This window comes from Leucobacter sp. Ag1 (assembly GCF_000980875.1).
Classification (GTDB): Bacteria; Actinomycetota; Actinomycetes; order Actinomycetales; family Microbacteriaceae; genus Leucobacter; species Leucobacter iarius.
Genome location: NZ_LAYO01000096.1, coordinates 1 through 16,382 on the forward strand (window position 1 = coordinate 1; position 16,382 = coordinate 16,382).

Annotated in this window: 12 protein-coding genes; 5 read left to right on the plus strand and 7 right to left on the minus strand. The window is 70.7% G+C overall.

Annotation, left to right across the window (positions count from 1 at the left end):
• On the minus strand, window positions 1-844 hold an 844-nt coding region (locus tag XM48_RS08905), incomplete at its 3' end, for a histidinol-phosphate transaminase (protein WP_046455461.1).
• Between the two features lie 213 nt (window positions 845-1,057).
• On the minus strand, window positions 1,058-2,200 hold the full coding sequence (gene glf / locus XM48_RS08910; protein WP_046455462.1) for a UDP-galactopyranose mutase: 1,143 nt from the start codon (window positions 2,198-2,200) through the stop codon (window positions 1,058-1,060).
• 132 nt (window positions 2,201-2,332) lie between these two features.
• Between glf and XM48_RS16950 the strand changes: the two genes are divergently transcribed.
• The 4 genes from XM48_RS16950 to XM48_RS08930 all read left to right on the plus strand — a co-directional run bounded on the left by XM48_RS16950 (window position 2,333) and on the right by XM48_RS08930 (window position 9,216).
• Window positions 2,333-4,171 (plus strand): class I SAM-dependent methyltransferase, encoded by a 1,839-nt coding sequence (locus tag XM48_RS16950; RefSeq protein ID WP_052961402.1) that lies wholly within the window; start codon window positions 2,333-2,335, stop codon window positions 4,169-4,171.
• Window positions 4,168-5,157, plus strand: coding sequence for a glycosyltransferase family 2 protein (locus tag XM48_RS08920; RefSeq protein WP_084821077.1), 990 nt, complete (start codon window positions 4,168-4,170; stop codon window positions 5,155-5,157). Before XM48_RS16950 ends, XM48_RS08920 begins: the two co-directional genes overlap by 4 nt.
• 52 nt (window positions 5,158-5,209) lie before the next feature.
• Entirely contained in the window at window positions 5,210-5,971 is a 762-nt protein-coding gene (locus XM48_RS08925; RefSeq protein WP_046455463.1) for a DUF6270 domain-containing protein, read from the plus strand.
• Between the two features lie 62 nt (window positions 5,972-6,033).
• The gene (locus XM48_RS08930; RefSeq protein ID WP_197074176.1) at window positions 6,034-9,216 is read left to right on the plus strand and encodes a cell wall-binding repeat-containing protein; all 3,183 of its coding nucleotides are present in this window, start codon (window positions 6,034-6,036) and stop codon (window positions 9,214-9,216) included.
• An 88-nt stretch (window positions 9,217-9,304) separates the two neighbouring features.
• Here XM48_RS08930 and XM48_RS08935 read toward each other — a convergent pair whose 3' ends face one another.
• From XM48_RS08935 to XM48_RS08945, 3 genes are read right to left on the minus strand one after another with little or no spacing between them, the layout of a single operon-like run.
• Window positions 9,305-10,594 carry a nucleotide sugar dehydrogenase gene (locus XM48_RS08935; protein ID WP_046455465.1) on the minus strand — a complete coding sequence of 430 codons (1,290 nt, stop codon included), beginning with the start codon at window positions 10,592-10,594 and terminating at the stop codon, window positions 9,305-9,307.
• 41 nt (window positions 10,595-10,635) lie between these two features.
• Entirely contained in the window at window positions 10,636-11,790 is a 1,155-nt protein-coding gene (locus tag XM48_RS08940; RefSeq protein WP_046455466.1) for an acyltransferase, read from the minus strand.
• Window positions 11,791-11,848: 58 nt separating this feature from the next.
• A complete protein-coding gene (locus tag XM48_RS08945) occupies window positions 11,849-12,961 on the minus strand; it encodes a glycosyltransferase family 4 protein (protein WP_052961403.1) in 1,113 nt (370 codons plus the stop codon).
• Window positions 12,962-13,017: 56 nt separating this feature from the next.
• Here XM48_RS08945 and wecB point away from each other — a divergent pair, with 56 nt between their 5' ends.
• Window positions 13,018-14,088: a non-hydrolyzing UDP-N-acetylglucosamine 2-epimerase gene (gene wecB, locus XM48_RS08950; protein ID WP_046455496.1), complete on the plus strand. Its 1,071-nt coding sequence runs from the start codon at window positions 13,018-13,020 to the stop codon at window positions 14,086-14,088.
• A 17-nt stretch (window positions 14,089-14,105) separates the two neighbouring features.
• On the opposite strand, the gene XM48_RS08955 is transcribed toward wecB, so the two are convergent.
• Window positions 14,106-15,197, minus strand: a complete 1,092-nt coding sequence (locus tag XM48_RS08955) for a glycosyltransferase (protein ID WP_052961404.1) — start codon at window positions 15,195-15,197, stop codon at window positions 14,106-14,108.
• An 8-nt stretch (window positions 15,198-15,205) separates the two neighbouring features.
• Window positions 15,206-16,378, minus strand: a complete 1,173-nt coding sequence (locus XM48_RS08960) for a glycosyltransferase (RefSeq protein ID WP_046455468.1) — start codon at window positions 16,376-16,378, stop codon at window positions 15,206-15,208.
• Between the last annotated feature and the right edge of the window lie 4 nt (window positions 16,379-16,382).

A 16,382-nucleotide genomic window follows, 5' to 3' on the forward strand; every position in this document is an offset into this window, starting at 1 on the left:
GCTCGGCGACGACCTCGTCGATCCGGATCGCGAGCTCCGCCTCGGCGTCGAGCGAGGCGACGGCCGCGGCCTGCGCCAGATCGGTCACGCCGAACGGCACCGCGACCTTGCGCTGCGCGTCGGCGATCTCGGCCGGGGCGATGGCGTACCCGATACGCAGGCCGGCGAGCCCGTAGGCCTTCGAGAAGGTGTGCAGCACCGCGACGTGCGGGTAGCGCCGGTGCAGTTCGAGGCCGGCGCCGCGGTCGGGTCCGTCGAAGTACTCCGAACGGTCGAAGTGCACGTAGGCCTCGTCGATCACGACGAGCACGTCGCGGGGCACGGCGTCGACGAAGCGCTCGAGCTCCGCGGCCCCGACGACGGTGCCGGTCGGGTTGTTCGGGTTGCAGACGAAGACGAGCCGGGTGCGCGGCGTGATCGCGGCGAGCATGGCGTCGAGGTCGTGCCGGTGGTCGGCGTCGAGCGGCACCTCGACGGGGGTCGCCCCGGCGATCCGGACGAGCGAGGGGTACGCCTCGAACGAGCGCCACGCGAACATCACCTCGTCGCCCGCGCCCGCGACCGCTCCGATGAGCTGGGCGGCGAGCTCGACCGATCCGGCGCCGACGGTCACGAGCGCCGGATCCACTCCGTACCGCTCGGCGAGCCGGCCGATCACCTCGGGGGCGCTCATGCGCGGGTAGCGGTGGATGGATCCGAGCTGCTGCTGCACGGCCGCGACGACGGAGGGCAGCGGCGGGTGCGGGGATTCGTTGGAGGAGAGCTTCGATGCACCGGCCGGAGCCGGTCGGCCCTGCCGGTAGGCGGGGACCGCATCGAGGTCGGATCGGGTGGGAAGAGTCATCGTCTGTGCGTCCTTGCGTGAGGTGTCGTCTTCGACAGTGCCGCAACTGTACTGAGCCGAAGCGCTGCTGGACAAATGGTTCATGGATCGCTGGTCAACACGTCCAACTCTGCGCCCGGGTGCCGCCTCCGGCTGGGCAGGATGATCAGCTGAAACGCACGAGCGCCCGCAACCGATCGGTTGCGGGCGCTCGTGTCGCTGCGGCGCTCGGGATCAGAGCATCCCGGCGACCTTGTTGCTGAACACCGACAGCGCCGAGCCGATGGCCATGTGCATGTCGAGGTACTGGTAGGTGCCGAGGCGTCCGCCGAAGACCACGCCGTTCTGCTGCTCGGCGAGCTCGCGGTACTTGAGCAGGCGCTCGCGGTCGGCGGGCGTGTTCACCGGGTAGTAGGGCTCGTCGTCGCGGTTCGCGAAGCGCGAGTACTCGCGCATGATGACGGTCTTGTCGGTCGGGTAGTCGCGCTCCGGGTGGAAGTGGCGGAACTCGTGGATGCGCGTGTAGGGCACATCGGATCCGGCGTAATTCATGACGCTGGTGCCCTGGAAGTCGCCCACCTCGAGCACCTCCTGCTCGAAGTCGAGCGTGCGCCAGCCGAGCTCGCCCTCTGCGTAGTCGAAGTAGCGGTCGACGGGACCCGTGTAGACGATGGGCACCTGGCCGACCATGGCCTGCTTGTTGAGCGGCTGCGACTCGTCGAAGAAGTCGGTGTTCAGCCGCACCTCGATGTTGGGGTGGTCGGCCATGCGCTCGAGCCACGCGGTGTAGCCGTCGGTCGGCAGGCCCTCGTGGGTGTCGTTGAAGTAGCGGTTGTCGTAGGTGTAGCGCACCGGGAGGCGACTGATCACCTCGGCGGGCAGCTCGGTGGTGGGCGTCTGCCACTGCTTCGCGGTGTAGTCGCGGATGAACGCCTCGTAGAGCGGGCGCCCGATGAGCGAGATGCCCTTCTCCTCGAGGTTCTTGGCGCTCTTGGTATCGAATTCCCCGGCCTGCTCGGCGATGACCTCGCGCGCCTCGCCCGGGCCGTAGGCCGAGCGGAAGAACTGGTTGATGGTGCCGAGGTTGATGGGGAGGGGGTACACCTCGCCCTGATAGTTCGAGTAGACCTTGTGCACGTAGTTCGTGAAGGTCGTGAAGCGGTTCACGTACTCCCACACGGTCTCGTTGGAGGTGTGGAAGAGGTGGGCGCCGTACCGGTGCACCTCGATGCCCGTCTCGGGCTCCGCCTCCGAGTAGGCGTTGCCGCCGATGTGGGAACGCCGGTCGATGACGACGACCTTCTTCCCGAGTTCGTTCGCGGCGCGTTCCGCGATGGTGAGGCCGAAGAAACCGGAACCGACTACCAGGAGATCCATGCAGTCAAGCATATCTGCGGGATCGTGCGGACTCCTTCGCCGGACCGGCTCGGCTCGGACGCAAGCCGACGAAGCGCGTAAACTCATCGGAAGCGCCTGCCGAACGGCGCGGAAACGACTGCTCTCGAGAACATGCCCTTCACTGCGACGCCCCGCGGCCTGACTCTTCCGGATCTGACCGACGACGTGCGATCCGTCGACGTCTGCTTCGGCGAGCAGCGCGTCTGGTCCATCGATCTCCTCGACCGCGAGGAGGCTCCGACGCAGGCCCTGCCTTGGCCCGCCGTGCTGCGCCCGCACCTCGCGGGCCAAACCGAGGTCGTGCTCCGGCGTTCCGGCGACGGCGGCGAACTCGGCCGCGCGACGGTGTCGTTCAGCGAGGACCCGCACGAGACGCGAGTCGTCGACGCCGAAGGCATCCCCCTCGCGATCAACAAGTGGGGCCGGCTGGGCAAGACCCTCGAGGCCGGCAACGTCGGCGTGCAGGAGCGGATCCTCGACCGCACCGAGGAGGTCGTCGCGCACCTCGTCGACATGGGCCTGCGCCCCTTCGTCGTCGGCGGTACGCTGCTCGGCGGCGTCCGCGAGGGCGCGCTGCTCCCGCACGACGACGACGCCGACGTCGCCTACCTCTCGGAGTTCACCAACCCGGCCGACGTCGCCCGCGAGGGCTTCGCCGTCGGGCACCGGCTGCAGCGCCTGGGCTACGAGCTCGTGCGGCACAGCGCCACACACATGCAGCTGTACTTCCGCAGCGACTCGGGTTCCGTCGACCACTACGTCGACGTGTTCACGGCATTCTTCACCGACGACGGCAACATCAACCAGCCGTTCCACGTCCGCGGTCCGCTGCGCGAGGATCAGATGCTGCCGTTCGGAACGGTCTCGATCGCGGGCCGCGACTTCCCGGCCCCGGCCGACCCCGATGCCTGGCTCGTCATCAACTACGACGAGAACTGGCGCACGCCGATCCCCGGCTACCACCTGGGCACCCCGCGCAGCACCTCCCGGCGCTTCCAGAGCTGGTTCGGCTCGTACCACTTCAAGCGCGACTTCTGGAACGAGTTCTACGAGGGCACGGCGGAGGCCGGCGACCCCGACGCCCGCTGGGCCGCCCACGGCGAGTGGATCCTCCGGCAGAACGAGTCGCTGACCGCGCCCGTGCTGCTCGAACTGGGCGCCGGGAGCGGCGCGCTGAGCGCCCGGCTCCGAGCGCAGCGCCCCGCGACCGGGCGGGAGCCCGGCCGGCGGGTCATCGCGAGCGACTACTCGACCTACGCGCTCGCGGTCGAGCGGGCGCGCGCCGAGCAGACCGCCGAAGCGGATCGGTTCGAGGTCGCTCATCTCAACCTGTCCCGGACCCTCTCGCTCGACGTGTTCCGCAGGCTCGGGGTGACCGGACCGGTCGACATCGTCGCCAATCACCTGCTCGAGCAGGTCAGCCACCTCGCGCGTGCGAACGCGCTGCGCCTGATCCGCATGGCGCTCCGCTCCGGCGGTTCCGCCGTGGTCACCGTCCACGGCCAGCACGCGCCGGACGTCTCGTTCGACGATCCGACCACCTGGCATCTGAGCACTTTCGACCTCGCACGAGAGGCGAAAGCGCTCGGACTCGGCGTCGAGTTCGAACCGCTCGGCATCGCGCCGGGCGAACCGGACCGCCGGTCCTACGGAGCACGATTCACCCTCGCGGAAACCCCACTCCCGCAGAAAGAGATCTCCATGAAGCAACGTCTGAAGCGTCTCGCGATGCGCGCCCGGCCCAGCGGAACCCGCGCCGAGCTGGAAGCGCTCACCGCCCGCGTGCGCGAGCTCGAGAGCGAACTCGACGAGTACCGGCGCGATAGTCTCCGCGTCGCCGAGCTCCTCGACCTGGCCGAGCAGCGCCTCACCCCGGGCGACGCTCAGGCGAGCAGTGCAGGATCGGTTCCGGCCGCCGACCGCGGCCACGAGCCGAAAGCAGGAGAATGAGCGAGTCCGAGTCCGAGTTCCACCCGGGAACCCACCCCATTCCCGTCGTCGGCGCCCCGATCTCCGCCGCGGGTGAGCACGCCCGGGTCGCGGCGGTCATCGTCACCTTCAACCGTCTCGCGAAGCTCCCGAAGACGCTCGAGACGGTGCGCGCGCAGACGCACGGTTGCGAGTGGGTCGTCGTCGTGAACAACGCCTCGACCGACGGCACGCGGGAGTACCTCGACGGGCTCGACGACGCACGACTCATCGTGCTGCACCTCGACGAGAACCTGGGCGGCGCCGGCGGCTTCGAGCACGGCATGGCGCACGGGGTCAATCTCGGGGCCGATTACGTCTGGATCATGGACGACGACTGCTATCCGGATCCGAACGCGCTCGAGATCCTGCTGGAGCAGCGCGACACCGCCTCGCAGAAGCTCGGGCGTGAGGTGCCGTTCGCGTGCTCGCTCGTCAAGTACATCGACGGCTCCCTCTGCGAGATGAACAACCCCATCACCACCTGGGATTGGCCGCGGGTCTACCTCACGGGGGTCAAGTCGCTCCTGATCGTAGAGTGCACGTTCGTCTCGGTGCTCGTGCCCCGCTGGGCGATCGAGGAGCAGGGCCTGCCCCTCGGCGAGTACTTCATCTGGTTCGACGACAAGGAGTACACGAAGCGGCTCGAGCGCGAGTACGGTCCCGGGATCATCGCGCTCGACAGCGAGGTCGTGCACGACATGGGCGTGAACGCCGGCGTGAACTACCGCGAGGTCGACGAGGGCAACATCTGGAAGTTCGAGAAGGGCACCCGGAACCAGGCATCCTTCCGGCTGCGCAACGAGGGCCGCCTGTCATACGGCCTCTACTACCTCAGGGTCTTCCGCGAGATGCGCGAGGGCGGCGTGCCGAAGCCCGTGCGCAAGCGCATGTTCCGCGCGCTCAAGGCCGCCCGCAAGTTCGATCCGAAGCCGCGCTTCCCGAACGACGCGCGCTACCGCCGGTAGCGCCGTCCACGCTGGAACGAACCACCGGTCACCGAGAGTATCGAGAGGGCTCATGCCGCTCAACGTCGCCATCTTCGGCTCGTGCGTCTCCCGCGATGCCGTCGGTCTGGTCCCGGAAGACCTGACTCCCGCGCACTACACCGCGCGTCAGGCCTGGGTCAGCGCGGCCAGCCCGCGCATGTGGATCCCACCCATCGACCGATTGAACTCGCCGTTCCAACGCCGCATGCTCGAGGGGGATTTCCGGTCGACCCTCTTCGCGGAGATCGCGGCTCACGCACCGGGCGCCGACATCGTGCTCCTCGACATCGTCGACGACCGCTTCGGCGTGATCGAGATGCTCCCGGGCCGCTATGCCACTCTCAGCGCAGAACTCTCGGGCTCCGGCTTCCTGCTCGGCGACCGGCTGCTGCGGCGACGGCGGCTCATGCTGGGGGATCCGGAGCATCTCCGTCGGTTCCGCACTGCGGCGGAGCTGGTGAAGCGGGCGCTCATCGAGGCGGGGGCCTGGGAACGGACGATCCTGATCCGGGCGCCCTATGCGACGGAATCGGTCGAGGGCGACTCGCTGGTGGGCGACTACGCCACGGGCTCCGACGTCTGGAACGAGCGATACGCGGAGTACTACACGGCGCTCGAGGAACTCGGGTTCCGGATGATCTCCCCCGCGTCCGACCTCGTCTATTCGACGCGGACCCACCAGTGGGGCCCGCACCCGATCCACTACCAGGAGGCGGCCTCCCGCGACATCGTGGCGCAGGTCCTGAAGCACTATCGCGATGCGGGCGGCGAGTCCGCCGACCGCGGGGTTTGAAGAACCGTATCGAGATCACGTAGAATTCTCCGTGCACGTCAACGCCTGGGCACCGGGCCCGCGTGACCGCTTCTGGAGTCTTCGTGATCGCTTCCCGTTCCCTGTTCGCGCGCCTGTCGACCGGGGTCGCCGCGATCGCGGTCACGATCGCTCTCGCGCTCTCCGGCGCTCCGGCGGTCGCCGTCGACGGCGGCGAGCCCCCGACGGATCCCGCCCGGCCGACGCAGACGCCCGATGCGGCCCCTGCCGATGCGGGCACTGATCCGGGCGACCCCGGCACGGAAGCACCCACCGGCGACCCCCTGCTCGAGGGGATGACGGTGCCCGACGACCAGGCTCCGCTCGCCACCGACGCGCGGCTCGCGCTGCCCGGCGCCCCCGTGCGGACGGACGCGATCACGTCGGCGCTCGTGGACCCCGACTCCGGCCGCACCTACATCGGCACCCGCTCGGCGTCGCCCGCTCGGCTCTACGTCGCACCCTCGTCCACGTCGGCGAAGACCGTGGTCCGCGATCTGCCGTTCGGCACGGGCTCCTGGGACCTCGCGCTGAGCGGCACGACGCTCGCGATCGGCACGAACGCACCCACCGACCAGACCTCGACCCGACTGCTCGGCTACGACACGGTGAGCAACGAGTTCTCCGGTTCCGTCACGCTCCCGAAGTCCTCGATCGTGATGAGCGTGGTCGAGGACACCGTGCTCTCCACTCCCGGCAACGAGCAGTACTTCTGGGTGGGCACCTACGATGCGGGCGGAGCCCGGCTGTTCCGCGTCGACCTGGCGCGCGAGGTCGCGACGGACTACACCCCGACGAACGGCGCGTGGAAGTCGTTCCGCTACGTGCGCTCGCTCGCCGTCGATCCCGCCGGCCTGACCATCGGCCTCGGCAACCCGGCCGCGGTCTGGCGGCTCGACCGGCAGTCCAAGCAGTTGAGCGACTGGTCCGAGGCGACGACGCAGCTGCAGGGGCGCTCGATCGCCTACGCGGCCGCGGCCACCGCCCCGACCGACGGTTCGGCCCCGACCGTCGTGATCGGCTCCGAGGCGGGGGCCTCAGTGCTCGTGGCCTCGCCCCCGAACTCGGGCACCGCCCCGACCCAGACCCGAGTACTCCAGCTGCCCGGCGGCAACACCGTGGAGCAGATCACGGTCGACCCGGCCGGGCGCCTGGCCTGGTTCACCGTGCGCCCCAGCGCCACGCTCTACTCCCTCGACCTCACCGATCCGAACGCGCAGCCGCAGGACCACGGCGTCCCCGAGCCGGGCAGCGAGACCCGCACCCTCGCGGTGATCGACGGGAAGGTCCGCGGCGTCACCGGCACCAGCGAGGCCTGGTCCCTCGACCCCGCGACCGGGACGCTGGCGCCGCGGCGCGACCTCATCCCGGCGGGCCAGGAACTGCGCGATACTCTGCCGCAGGGGGTCGTGCAGTTCGGCGACCGCCTGCTCGTCGGCGGGCACTGGCGGTACCAGGTGCACGGCGACCCCGCGGTCGAGCGAGTCCGGGTCCCCGGCGAGCCCAAGGCCCAGGTCGTGGTCGGCGACAAGCTCTACTCGGCCATCTACCCCTCCGCCTCGGTCTACGAACTCGACTCCTCGCTCGCGGTGCGCAAGGTCGCCTCGCTCGAGAACGGGCAGATGCGCCCGGCCGCCATCGCCTACAACGCGAGCCGCGACAAGCTCGTCGTCGCGACCGGGCCCGCGTACGGCAAGTACGGCGGCGGCCTGAGCCTCGTCTCCCCGGCCCCCGATTCCGCCCCCGAGGTCTACACCAAGCCGGTCGGGCAGCACCAGGTCTCGGCGATCGAGTCCCTCGGCAGCGACCTGCTGCTCGGCACCTCGACGATCGGCGAAGCCCAGCCCGGCCTTCCCGGCCAGGTGGCCAAGGTCGTTCGCTGGCGCGCCGACGGGGACACGCAACGCGGCACCGGCAGCGCGGTCTGGAGCTTCACGGTGCCCGTGCAGGCGAAGCGGATCAGCGGGCTCGCGCTCGTCGACGACGAGATCGGACAGCAGCTCGTCGTCGCCGCGGACCCGGCGACGACGGCGCCGGGCTGGCTGTTCGGGCTGAACCCCGACACCGGGGCCCTGCTCTGGAAGCAGCAGCTCGGCGGACCCGTGCGCTGGCTGCACAGCGAGCGGGGCTACCTCGTCGCCCAGATCGGTTCTTCTGCTCTGCGCCAGGTCGGTGTCAGCCGCACGGGTGCGACGCTCACGGCCATCCGCGACTACGGCACGAGCGTCTCACCGCAGTTCTTCTCGCTCGCCGACCTGCCCGGTTCGCAGCAGCGGGTCTCCTACGTCTCCTCCGGCGCGAACGGCGTCGTCGGCGTGGCCGAGCAGCAGACGCCTCGCGTTCCGTCCCGTCTCGCGGGCGCGGATCGCTATGCCACGGCGGTCGCGGTGTCCCAGCAGTCCTTCTCCCGCGCCGGCACGGTCGTGCTGGCCCGCGGCGACGACTTCGCCGACGCGCTCTCCGCCGGGCCGCTCGCCGCGGCGCTCGATGCCCCGATCCTGCTCGTGCAGCCGGGTGGCAGGCTCTCCCCCGGCACGGTCGCCGAGATCCGCAGGCTCGGCGCGACCAGGGCGCTCCCGATCGGAGGCACCGGCGCGATCCCCGACTCGGTGCGCACGCAGCTGCCGGCCGGCGTCTCTCTGGACCCGAACCGCCCGCAGGGCGCGAACCGCTACGAGACCTCGGTCGCGGTCGCGAAGCAGCTCGAAGCGCGACTCGGCGGCAAGAAGCTCGAGGTCTTCGCCGCGACGGGGCTCGACTTCGCTGACGCGATCGCGGCGGTTCCCGCCGCGATCGCGAAGAAGCGCGCGATCGTGCTCTACGACGACGCACCCGCGGCGCGGTCCGCACGGTCGTTCCTGTCGAGCCGCTCGGTCGACGCCCTCGGCGGGCCCGCGTCGAAGGCTGTCCGTGCCGCAGGGCTCGCTCCGAAGCGGACGATCATCGGGGCCGACCGCTTCGATACCGCGAAGCTGATCGGGGCGAGCTACTTCGGCAAGACGCCCCACGCGTACGTCGCGCCCGGATTCAACTTCCCCGATGGGCTCGCGGCCGGCGTGCTCGCCGGCCGCTCCGGCTCACCGCTGCTGCTCTCGCGGCCCGCAGCGCTCCCCGCGCAGACGACGAGCTCCCTGCAGAGCGGCAGGGGCTCGCAGCGGGTCACCCTGGTCGGCGGGGTCGGAGTGCTCGAGCCCCGTCTCGAGCAGACCATCGCCGGCCTCCGCTAGCCGAGAGACGGGAGAGGCCCGGGATCCGAACGGATCCCGGGCCTCTCCCGTCTCTCGGTTGCCGGCGGAGCTCCACCGGCGCCCGACCCTACGCCCCGATGACGATGCGCGGGACGCCCGTCCACTTCGCTGCGTCGGTGGCGTTGCGTCCGTCGGCGAAGAGCTTGATGCCGGGGAAGTCCGACGGGCCGAGCTCCAGGTAGTCGGCGTGGTCGGCCTGCAGGATCGCCACGTCGACCGGGTCGCCGATGGAGTGCGCGGTGAACCCGTAGCCCGCGAGCTCCTCGTCGCTGAACAGCGGATCGTGCACGGTCACGATCGCGCCGCGCGCCGTGAGCTCCTCGACCGTCGGGAAGACGCCCGAGACCGCGGTCTCCTTGACGCCGCCGCGGTACGCCGCGCCGAGCACGACGACGCGCTGCCCGGCGAGGTCGCCGATGGTCTGCTGCACGCGATCCACGACGTAGGCGGGCATCGTCGCGTTGTAGTTGCGCGCGGTGCGCACGATGTCGGCGTCGGGGTCGGTCGACAGGTAGAGGCGCGGGTAGACCGGGATGCAGTGACCGCCCACGGCGATGCCGGGCCGGTGGATGTGGCTGAACGGCTGCGAGTTGCAGGCCTCGATGACCTTGTAGACGTCGATGCCCGCGGTGTCCGCGAAGCGTGCGAACTGGTTCGCGAGACCGATGTTCACGTCGCGGTAGGTGGTCTCCGCGAGCTTCGCCATCTCGGCGGCCTCGGCGGTGCCCATGTCCCAGACGCCGTTCGGGCGGGGCAGGTCGCTGCGCTCGTCGAAGGTGAGCACGGCCTCGTAGAACTCGATGGCCCGCTTCGTGCCGGCCTCGTTCAGACCGCCGACGAGCTTCGGGTACTTCTTGAGGTCGGCGTAGACCCGGCCCGTGAGCACGCGCTCCGGCGAGAACACGAGGTGGAAGTCGGTGCCCTCGCGCAGGCCGGAGACCTGCTCGATGAGCGGCTTCCAGCGGGTCCGGGTGGTGCCGACGGGCAGCGTGGTCTCGTACGAGACGAGCGTGCCCGGGGTCAGGTGCTCGGCGAGCGACCGGGTCGCCGCGTCCATCCATTTGAAGTCGGGCTGCCAGGTCTCCTCGTCGACGAGCAGCGGCACCACGAGCACGACGGCGTCGGCGCCCGGGATGGCGTCGGCGTACTCGGTCGTGGCGCGGAGCTTGCCCGCCGGGACGAGCTCGGCGAGCTTCTCGGCGAGACCCGCCTCGCCGGGGAACGGCTCCTCACCGCGGTTGATGCACTCGACGAGTGCCTGGTTGACGTCGACGCCGACCACGTCGTGCCCCATCGAGGCGTACTGCGTGGCGAGCGGGAGGCCGATCTTGCCGGTTGCGACTACTGCGATCTTCACAGTGCTCAACTGTAGTCGAGGTTCCCGAGGACGGGCCCGGGTCAGCGGACCATGCGCGGCGCGAAGCGCCGATCCCCCCAGCGGCGCATGCGCAGCTCCACCGGGTGCTCGACGAGGCGGTAGAGCAGCCAGGCCGCGAGCAGCGAGAGCACGAACACCACGGGGTACCAGACGAGGTTGCCCCAGGACGCGGTACGGGCGCCGACGAAGGTCGCGACGCCGTACATGACCGTGGAGTGCACCAGGTAGAACGCGAACGACCAGGTCCCGAGGTCCACCATCCACTTCGCGCGGAACGCGGAGGGCCGGCCCTCGAGGTCGCGGATCGCGAGCGCGATGATCAGCAGGGTGAAGATCACGATGACGGTCAGCGCCTGGAAGCTCCCGAGCAGCTGCACGATCGTCGGCACGGCGCCCGAGAACTTGAGGCCGACGTAGAGCACGGCGTTGGCGACGAAGAGGATGCAGAGCGGCAGCGCCGGAATGCGCGGTCGCCAACCGTTCCGGACGAGGGTCGCGACGCTCATGCCGAGGAAGAACTCGCCGACGCGCAGGACCGGGAGCGGGATCGACGCCCACCATCCCTGCTTGTCGATGAGCATGAGGGTCGGGTAGGCGATCTCCCAGGCGAGCACGATCGCGATGAGCAGGATCGCCCGCCCCTGGCGCCCCCGCCCGAGGAACCGGTTCACGAACGGGTGGAGCGCGTAGAAGAACGCCTCGAGCGTGAGGGTCCAGGAGACCGGGCTGCCGCCGAACAGGATCGCCGGGTTCGAGGACCAGGCTTGGACGAGCAGCAGCGCCGCGAGGATCCCGACGACGGAGACGGGCTTGATCCACCACTGGCTCGGGTCGATCTCCTGCAGGCCCACCCGATAGAACACGGGAAGCCCCAGGGCGACCGCGACGAGCAGCGCCGGGTAGATCCGGGCGAATCGTCTCCAGTAGAAATTACGGATCGAGGTGCCGGGTCTGGCCGACCAGGTCAGGACGAACCCGCTCAGGATGAAGAAGAACGCGACGCCGTAGTTGCCGAACTTCGAGAACGGTCCGAGCAACGGCAGGGGCGCGAACGAGTTCATGTGGAAGATGAAGACGCCGAACGCGGCCCACCAGCGCGCTCCCGTGAGCGAGTCGAGACGGACCTTCGTCGGCGGTGCATCGACCGCGGCGCCCGCGCCGCCCGCGGGGCTCACCGGGTGCCTCCCGGCGTGACGAGGGCGGGCTGGCGTTCGATCTCCATGGTCACGGGATTCAAGAATAGTCGCCGCGCACTGCTCGCTCGGCCGCTGCGTAGACCTCGGTGTACGCGGAGGCCCTGGCCTCCTCGGAGAAGCGCTCCCGCGCCAGGTCCACGGTGGCGCGCCGGCGGTCCTCATCGTCTCCGTCCAGGACCGCGAGCACCGCATCGGCGAGCTCGCGCGCGTCGCGCCCGACGACCCGGGCGGCCTCGAACCCGTCGAGCATCGCCACGTGGCCGCCCACACCGGACGCGACGACGGGGAGCCCGCAGGCCAGGGCCTCCGCGAGCGCGACGCCGAAGGTCTCCCCTTCGGTCGGGAGCAGGAACGCGCTCGCCCCGAGCAGCTCGTCCTCGAGCGCGCGCCGCTCGAGCTGGCCGAGCAGCCGCACCCGCGCGCCGAGCGACAGCGCGGCGACGCGCGCTTCGACCTCCGCCCGCTGCGCGCCCTCGCCGATCCAGCGCAGTTCGACGTCGACGCCCCGACGCAGCAGCTCGGCGACCGTCTCCACCGCGAGCAGCGGCCCCTTGTGCGCGGCGATCCCGCCGACCGCGACGAGACGCAGCGGGGCCCCGGCCGTGACCGACCGCGAGATCCGTCCGTCCGCGGGGAACGGCACCGCGTTGCCGATGACGTGCGGCGCCCGGCGTGCGCGCGGCGCGATCGCCGCGGCCAGCGCCTCGCTCACCGCCACCACCTCGTCGGGAGCGCCCAGGCGGGAGCGCAGCGCGCGACCGGCCAGGCCCATCGATCCGGACGCGGCGTCGCCGACCCCCGACCAGTGCTCGGTGTGCACCCACGGCTGCCGCACCCGCAGACCGGCGAACGGCAGCAGCGCCGGGAACGCCATGGTGTGCAGCAGCTCGGCGTCCCGCAGCGCGCCCCGGATCGCGCGCCGCGCACCGGGCCAGGTGCGAGGATCGCCGGCGGAGAACGGCACCCGCGTCACCGGAATGCCCTCGACCTCGGCCTCGCTTTCGGCCTCGGCGACCCAGTCGGGCCGGATCAGGTGCAGCACCCGGACCTCGTCGCGGCGTGCCAGCAGCTGCGCGTCACGGAGGTTGAAGATGCCGGATCCGGAATGCCCGGGCGACGGGAACCAGGGAGTGGCGATGAGCACGCGCATGGATCCATCGTATGCGGGCCGACGGGCGGCTCCGGCAGCCCCGGTACACTTGCGGCGTGAAGATCATGAGTGTCGTCGGCGCCCGCCCGCAGTTCGTCAAGCTCGCCCCGATCGCCCACGCGATCACCGCCGCGGGGCACGAGCACGTGATCGTGCACACCGGCCAGCACTACGATCCGATGCTCTCCGACGTCTTCTTCCGCGACCTCGGGATCCCGGAACCGGACGCGCACCTGGGCGTCGGATCCGGCTCGCACGGCGTGCAGACCGGTGCGATGCTCGCCCAGATGGACGAGGTGCTGGAGCGCTTCGCCCCCGACTGCGTCCTGGTCTACGGCGACACGAACTCGACGCTCGCCGCGGCCGTCAGCGCGGTGAAGCTCCACTTCCCCGTCGCGCACCTCGAGGCCGGCCTCCGATCCTTCAACCGCGCGATGCCCGAGGAGCACAATCGCGTGCTCACCGACCACGCCGCCGATCTCTGCCTCGCTCCGACCGAGGTCGCGATGCGGCACCTCGCGACCGAGGGCCTCGCCGACCGCTCGGTGCTCGTCGGCGACGTCATGACGGACGTGCTGTTCCAGGTGCGCGACCGTGTGCTCGCCGCGGGCGATGCGAACCCGCTCGCCGAGGAGTTCGGTCCGGAGGGGTACTACGTCGCGACGATCCACCGGGCCGAGAACACCAACGAGCCCGCTCGTCTGCGCGAGGTCGTGGACGCGCTCTCCCAGGTCGACAAGCCGGTGGTCCTGCTCGCGCACCCCCGCGTCCGCGCGAAGGCGGCCGAGCACGGCATCTCGCTCGACGCGGGATCCCTCACCACCCGCGACCCGCTGGCCTACCCCGAACTGATCGCGGCGGTGCTCGCGAGCGCCGGCGTCATCACCGACTCGGGCGGCCTGCAGAAGGAGGCGTTCCTGCTGCGCGTCCCGTGCACCACCGTGCGTCACGAGACCGAGTGGGTCGAGACCGTCGCGCTCGGCTGGAACGTGCTCGCGAACACTCCGGACGAGATCGTCGCGGCGGTCACCCGCCCGGCACCCGAGCCGACCGAGGACGCCCCCTACGGCGACGGTCGAGCCGCCGGTGCCGCGGTCGCCGCGATCGTGGAGCGCATCGGCGCCTGAGCCCCGTTCCCCCGTGGCTACGCGGCCGGGAGCGTCGCCCCCAGCGCGGTCGCAGCCTGGCGCGCCCGCGCCTCCCAGGTGTGCTCCTCGCGCACGTCGAGCACCCGGTCGCGCACCGCGGCGTACTCCCCCGGCTGCTCCCGGAGCCGCTCGAGCAGCGCACCGAGCGCTTCGGCCCGGTAGGGCAGCACCCAGCCGATACCGTGCTCGGCGACGAACTCCGCCGCGAGCGAGCCCTCGGTCGCCACGATCGGACGACCGTGCCCCAGGTACTCGTAGAGCTTCATGGGCGCCGCGAACTCGCGGTAGGCGATGGGCTCCATGAACAGGCTGCCCAGCGCGGATTCGGCGTAGTAGGGCTCGAGCTCCGGGCCCGACGCGTGCACGATCCGGGTGCGCTCCGCATCGAGCAGCGGCTCGTACCCGGCGCGCTCGGCCTCCCAGAGCGGTGCGCGGGTGCAGATGGTGAGCAGGGATCCCGGGGTCCCGGCGAACGCTCGGACCGCCTCGTGCAGGCGGTAGTAGCTGCCGAGGGCGCCGACGTAGAACATCGTCGCGCGGTTCCCGGGCTCAGGGGTCTCGACGATGTCGGAACCCGGCGGGAGCGGAACGCACTGCTCGATCCGCGTGTGGGGCATCACCCCGGCCATCGTCATCGACGGCACGAAGATGCGCTGGACCGCCGAGCGGTAGCGCAGCAGATCCCAGCGGTAGAGGGACCGGGTCGCGACGGCGACGATCCGGTTCACCCGTTCGAGGTAGGCGGCTTCGTTCCAGTAGATGTCGCGGTAGAAGACGCCGACGGGAATGTCCCGCTTCGTGCAGAAGCTCAGGAAGTTCAGATCGAGGAACGGGTGCGTGGGCAGGCTGTGGGCCTCGGTCATCGCCGTCGGCTTGGTCGAGGCCTCCGAGTAGACCAGTTCGAAGCGCTCGCCGGCACGGATCCGCCGCTTCACATCGCGGATCGCGCGCCGACGCCGCTGCGCCGTGCCCGAGACCTCGACGACCTCGTATCCGATCTCCTCGAAGGCGCGGCGCATCCGCACGGGACGGATCCCGCTCGCGGACGTGGACGTCGGATCGAGCGGATAGGGGACGTGGAAGATCATCCGGGGCTTCATGCCTGATCAGGGCCCTTCCCGCCGATCGCGTCGGCGTAGAGTTCGTGGGACCTGCGGACGAACGATCGCTCGCCGCAGGTGGCGAGGCTGAGCTCGCGGAGCGCATCCGGCCGGTACTCGGAGTGACGATGCCGCATCTCTCCGAGCGCACCCGCAAGAGCCGCCTCATCGCCGATCGGCACCAGCAGTCCCGTCTCGGGGCGGATCGCCCGGGTGCCGCCCCAGGTCGCGGTCGCGATGAGCGGGACGCCCAGCGCGAGCGCTTCCCAGAAGACCGTTCCGAACGATTCGGCGTCGCTGGGGAGAACGAATACGTGCATGCGCGCGAATTCCTCGGCGATCCGATCGCGTGGGACCGGACCGACGAAATCGACGTTGGACAGGCCGAAGGATCCGGCGAGCGCACGGAGCCCCGGCAGGTGCTCCGACCCTCCGATGATCCGGAGCCGGACATCCGGGTCGTCGCCGAACGTCGCTGCGAAGGCCGAGATGAGCATGTCGACCCGCTTCCCCGGGTCGAGGTGGGAGACGTGACCGAACACCACGGGGCCGTCCGGCGGGATTCGCGCCTCGGATCGTTCGAAGCCGGGGGCGAGCAGGCCCGCCTCGGCGCCCCAGTCGGTCCGGCCGTAGGCCTCGTTCAACGCCTCGGCGAACCCTGGCGATACGGCGACGAGGCGCGCAGCGGTATCGGCGCTCGAACGCGCCATGCGGCCGTCGACCCCGGACCGAGCGCGATCCGCGAAGCTCGGCCGGTGCTCCGTGATCACGAGCGGGATGCCGGTTCGGCGCGAGAGCCGCGCGGCCACGACGCCCGCTGGGAACATCGAGTGCGCATGCAGCACGTCCGGTCGTCCGTGCTGCGCCGTGTACCGTTCGAAGGCTCGCGTCCACGCGCGTTCGAGGGCGCGCATGTTCGTCCCGTGCAGTTTCGGCACGGGGAGCAGCGCGTCTCCGCGCACGACCGCCACGCCCGATTCGTCCGACTCCCGGAGCCCCGACGGGCGGGCGGCGAACGCTCGCGCCTGATAAATGGGGAACCCTCGGATGGCGAGCACGCCGACACGATCGCCCGCGCGCGCCAGGGCCTCGGCCTGCTCGCGGAAGAAGCTCCCCTGGAATCCCTCCGGCTGCTCCGGGTACCAGGAGGGGAGCATCAGGATGTGCAAGCGG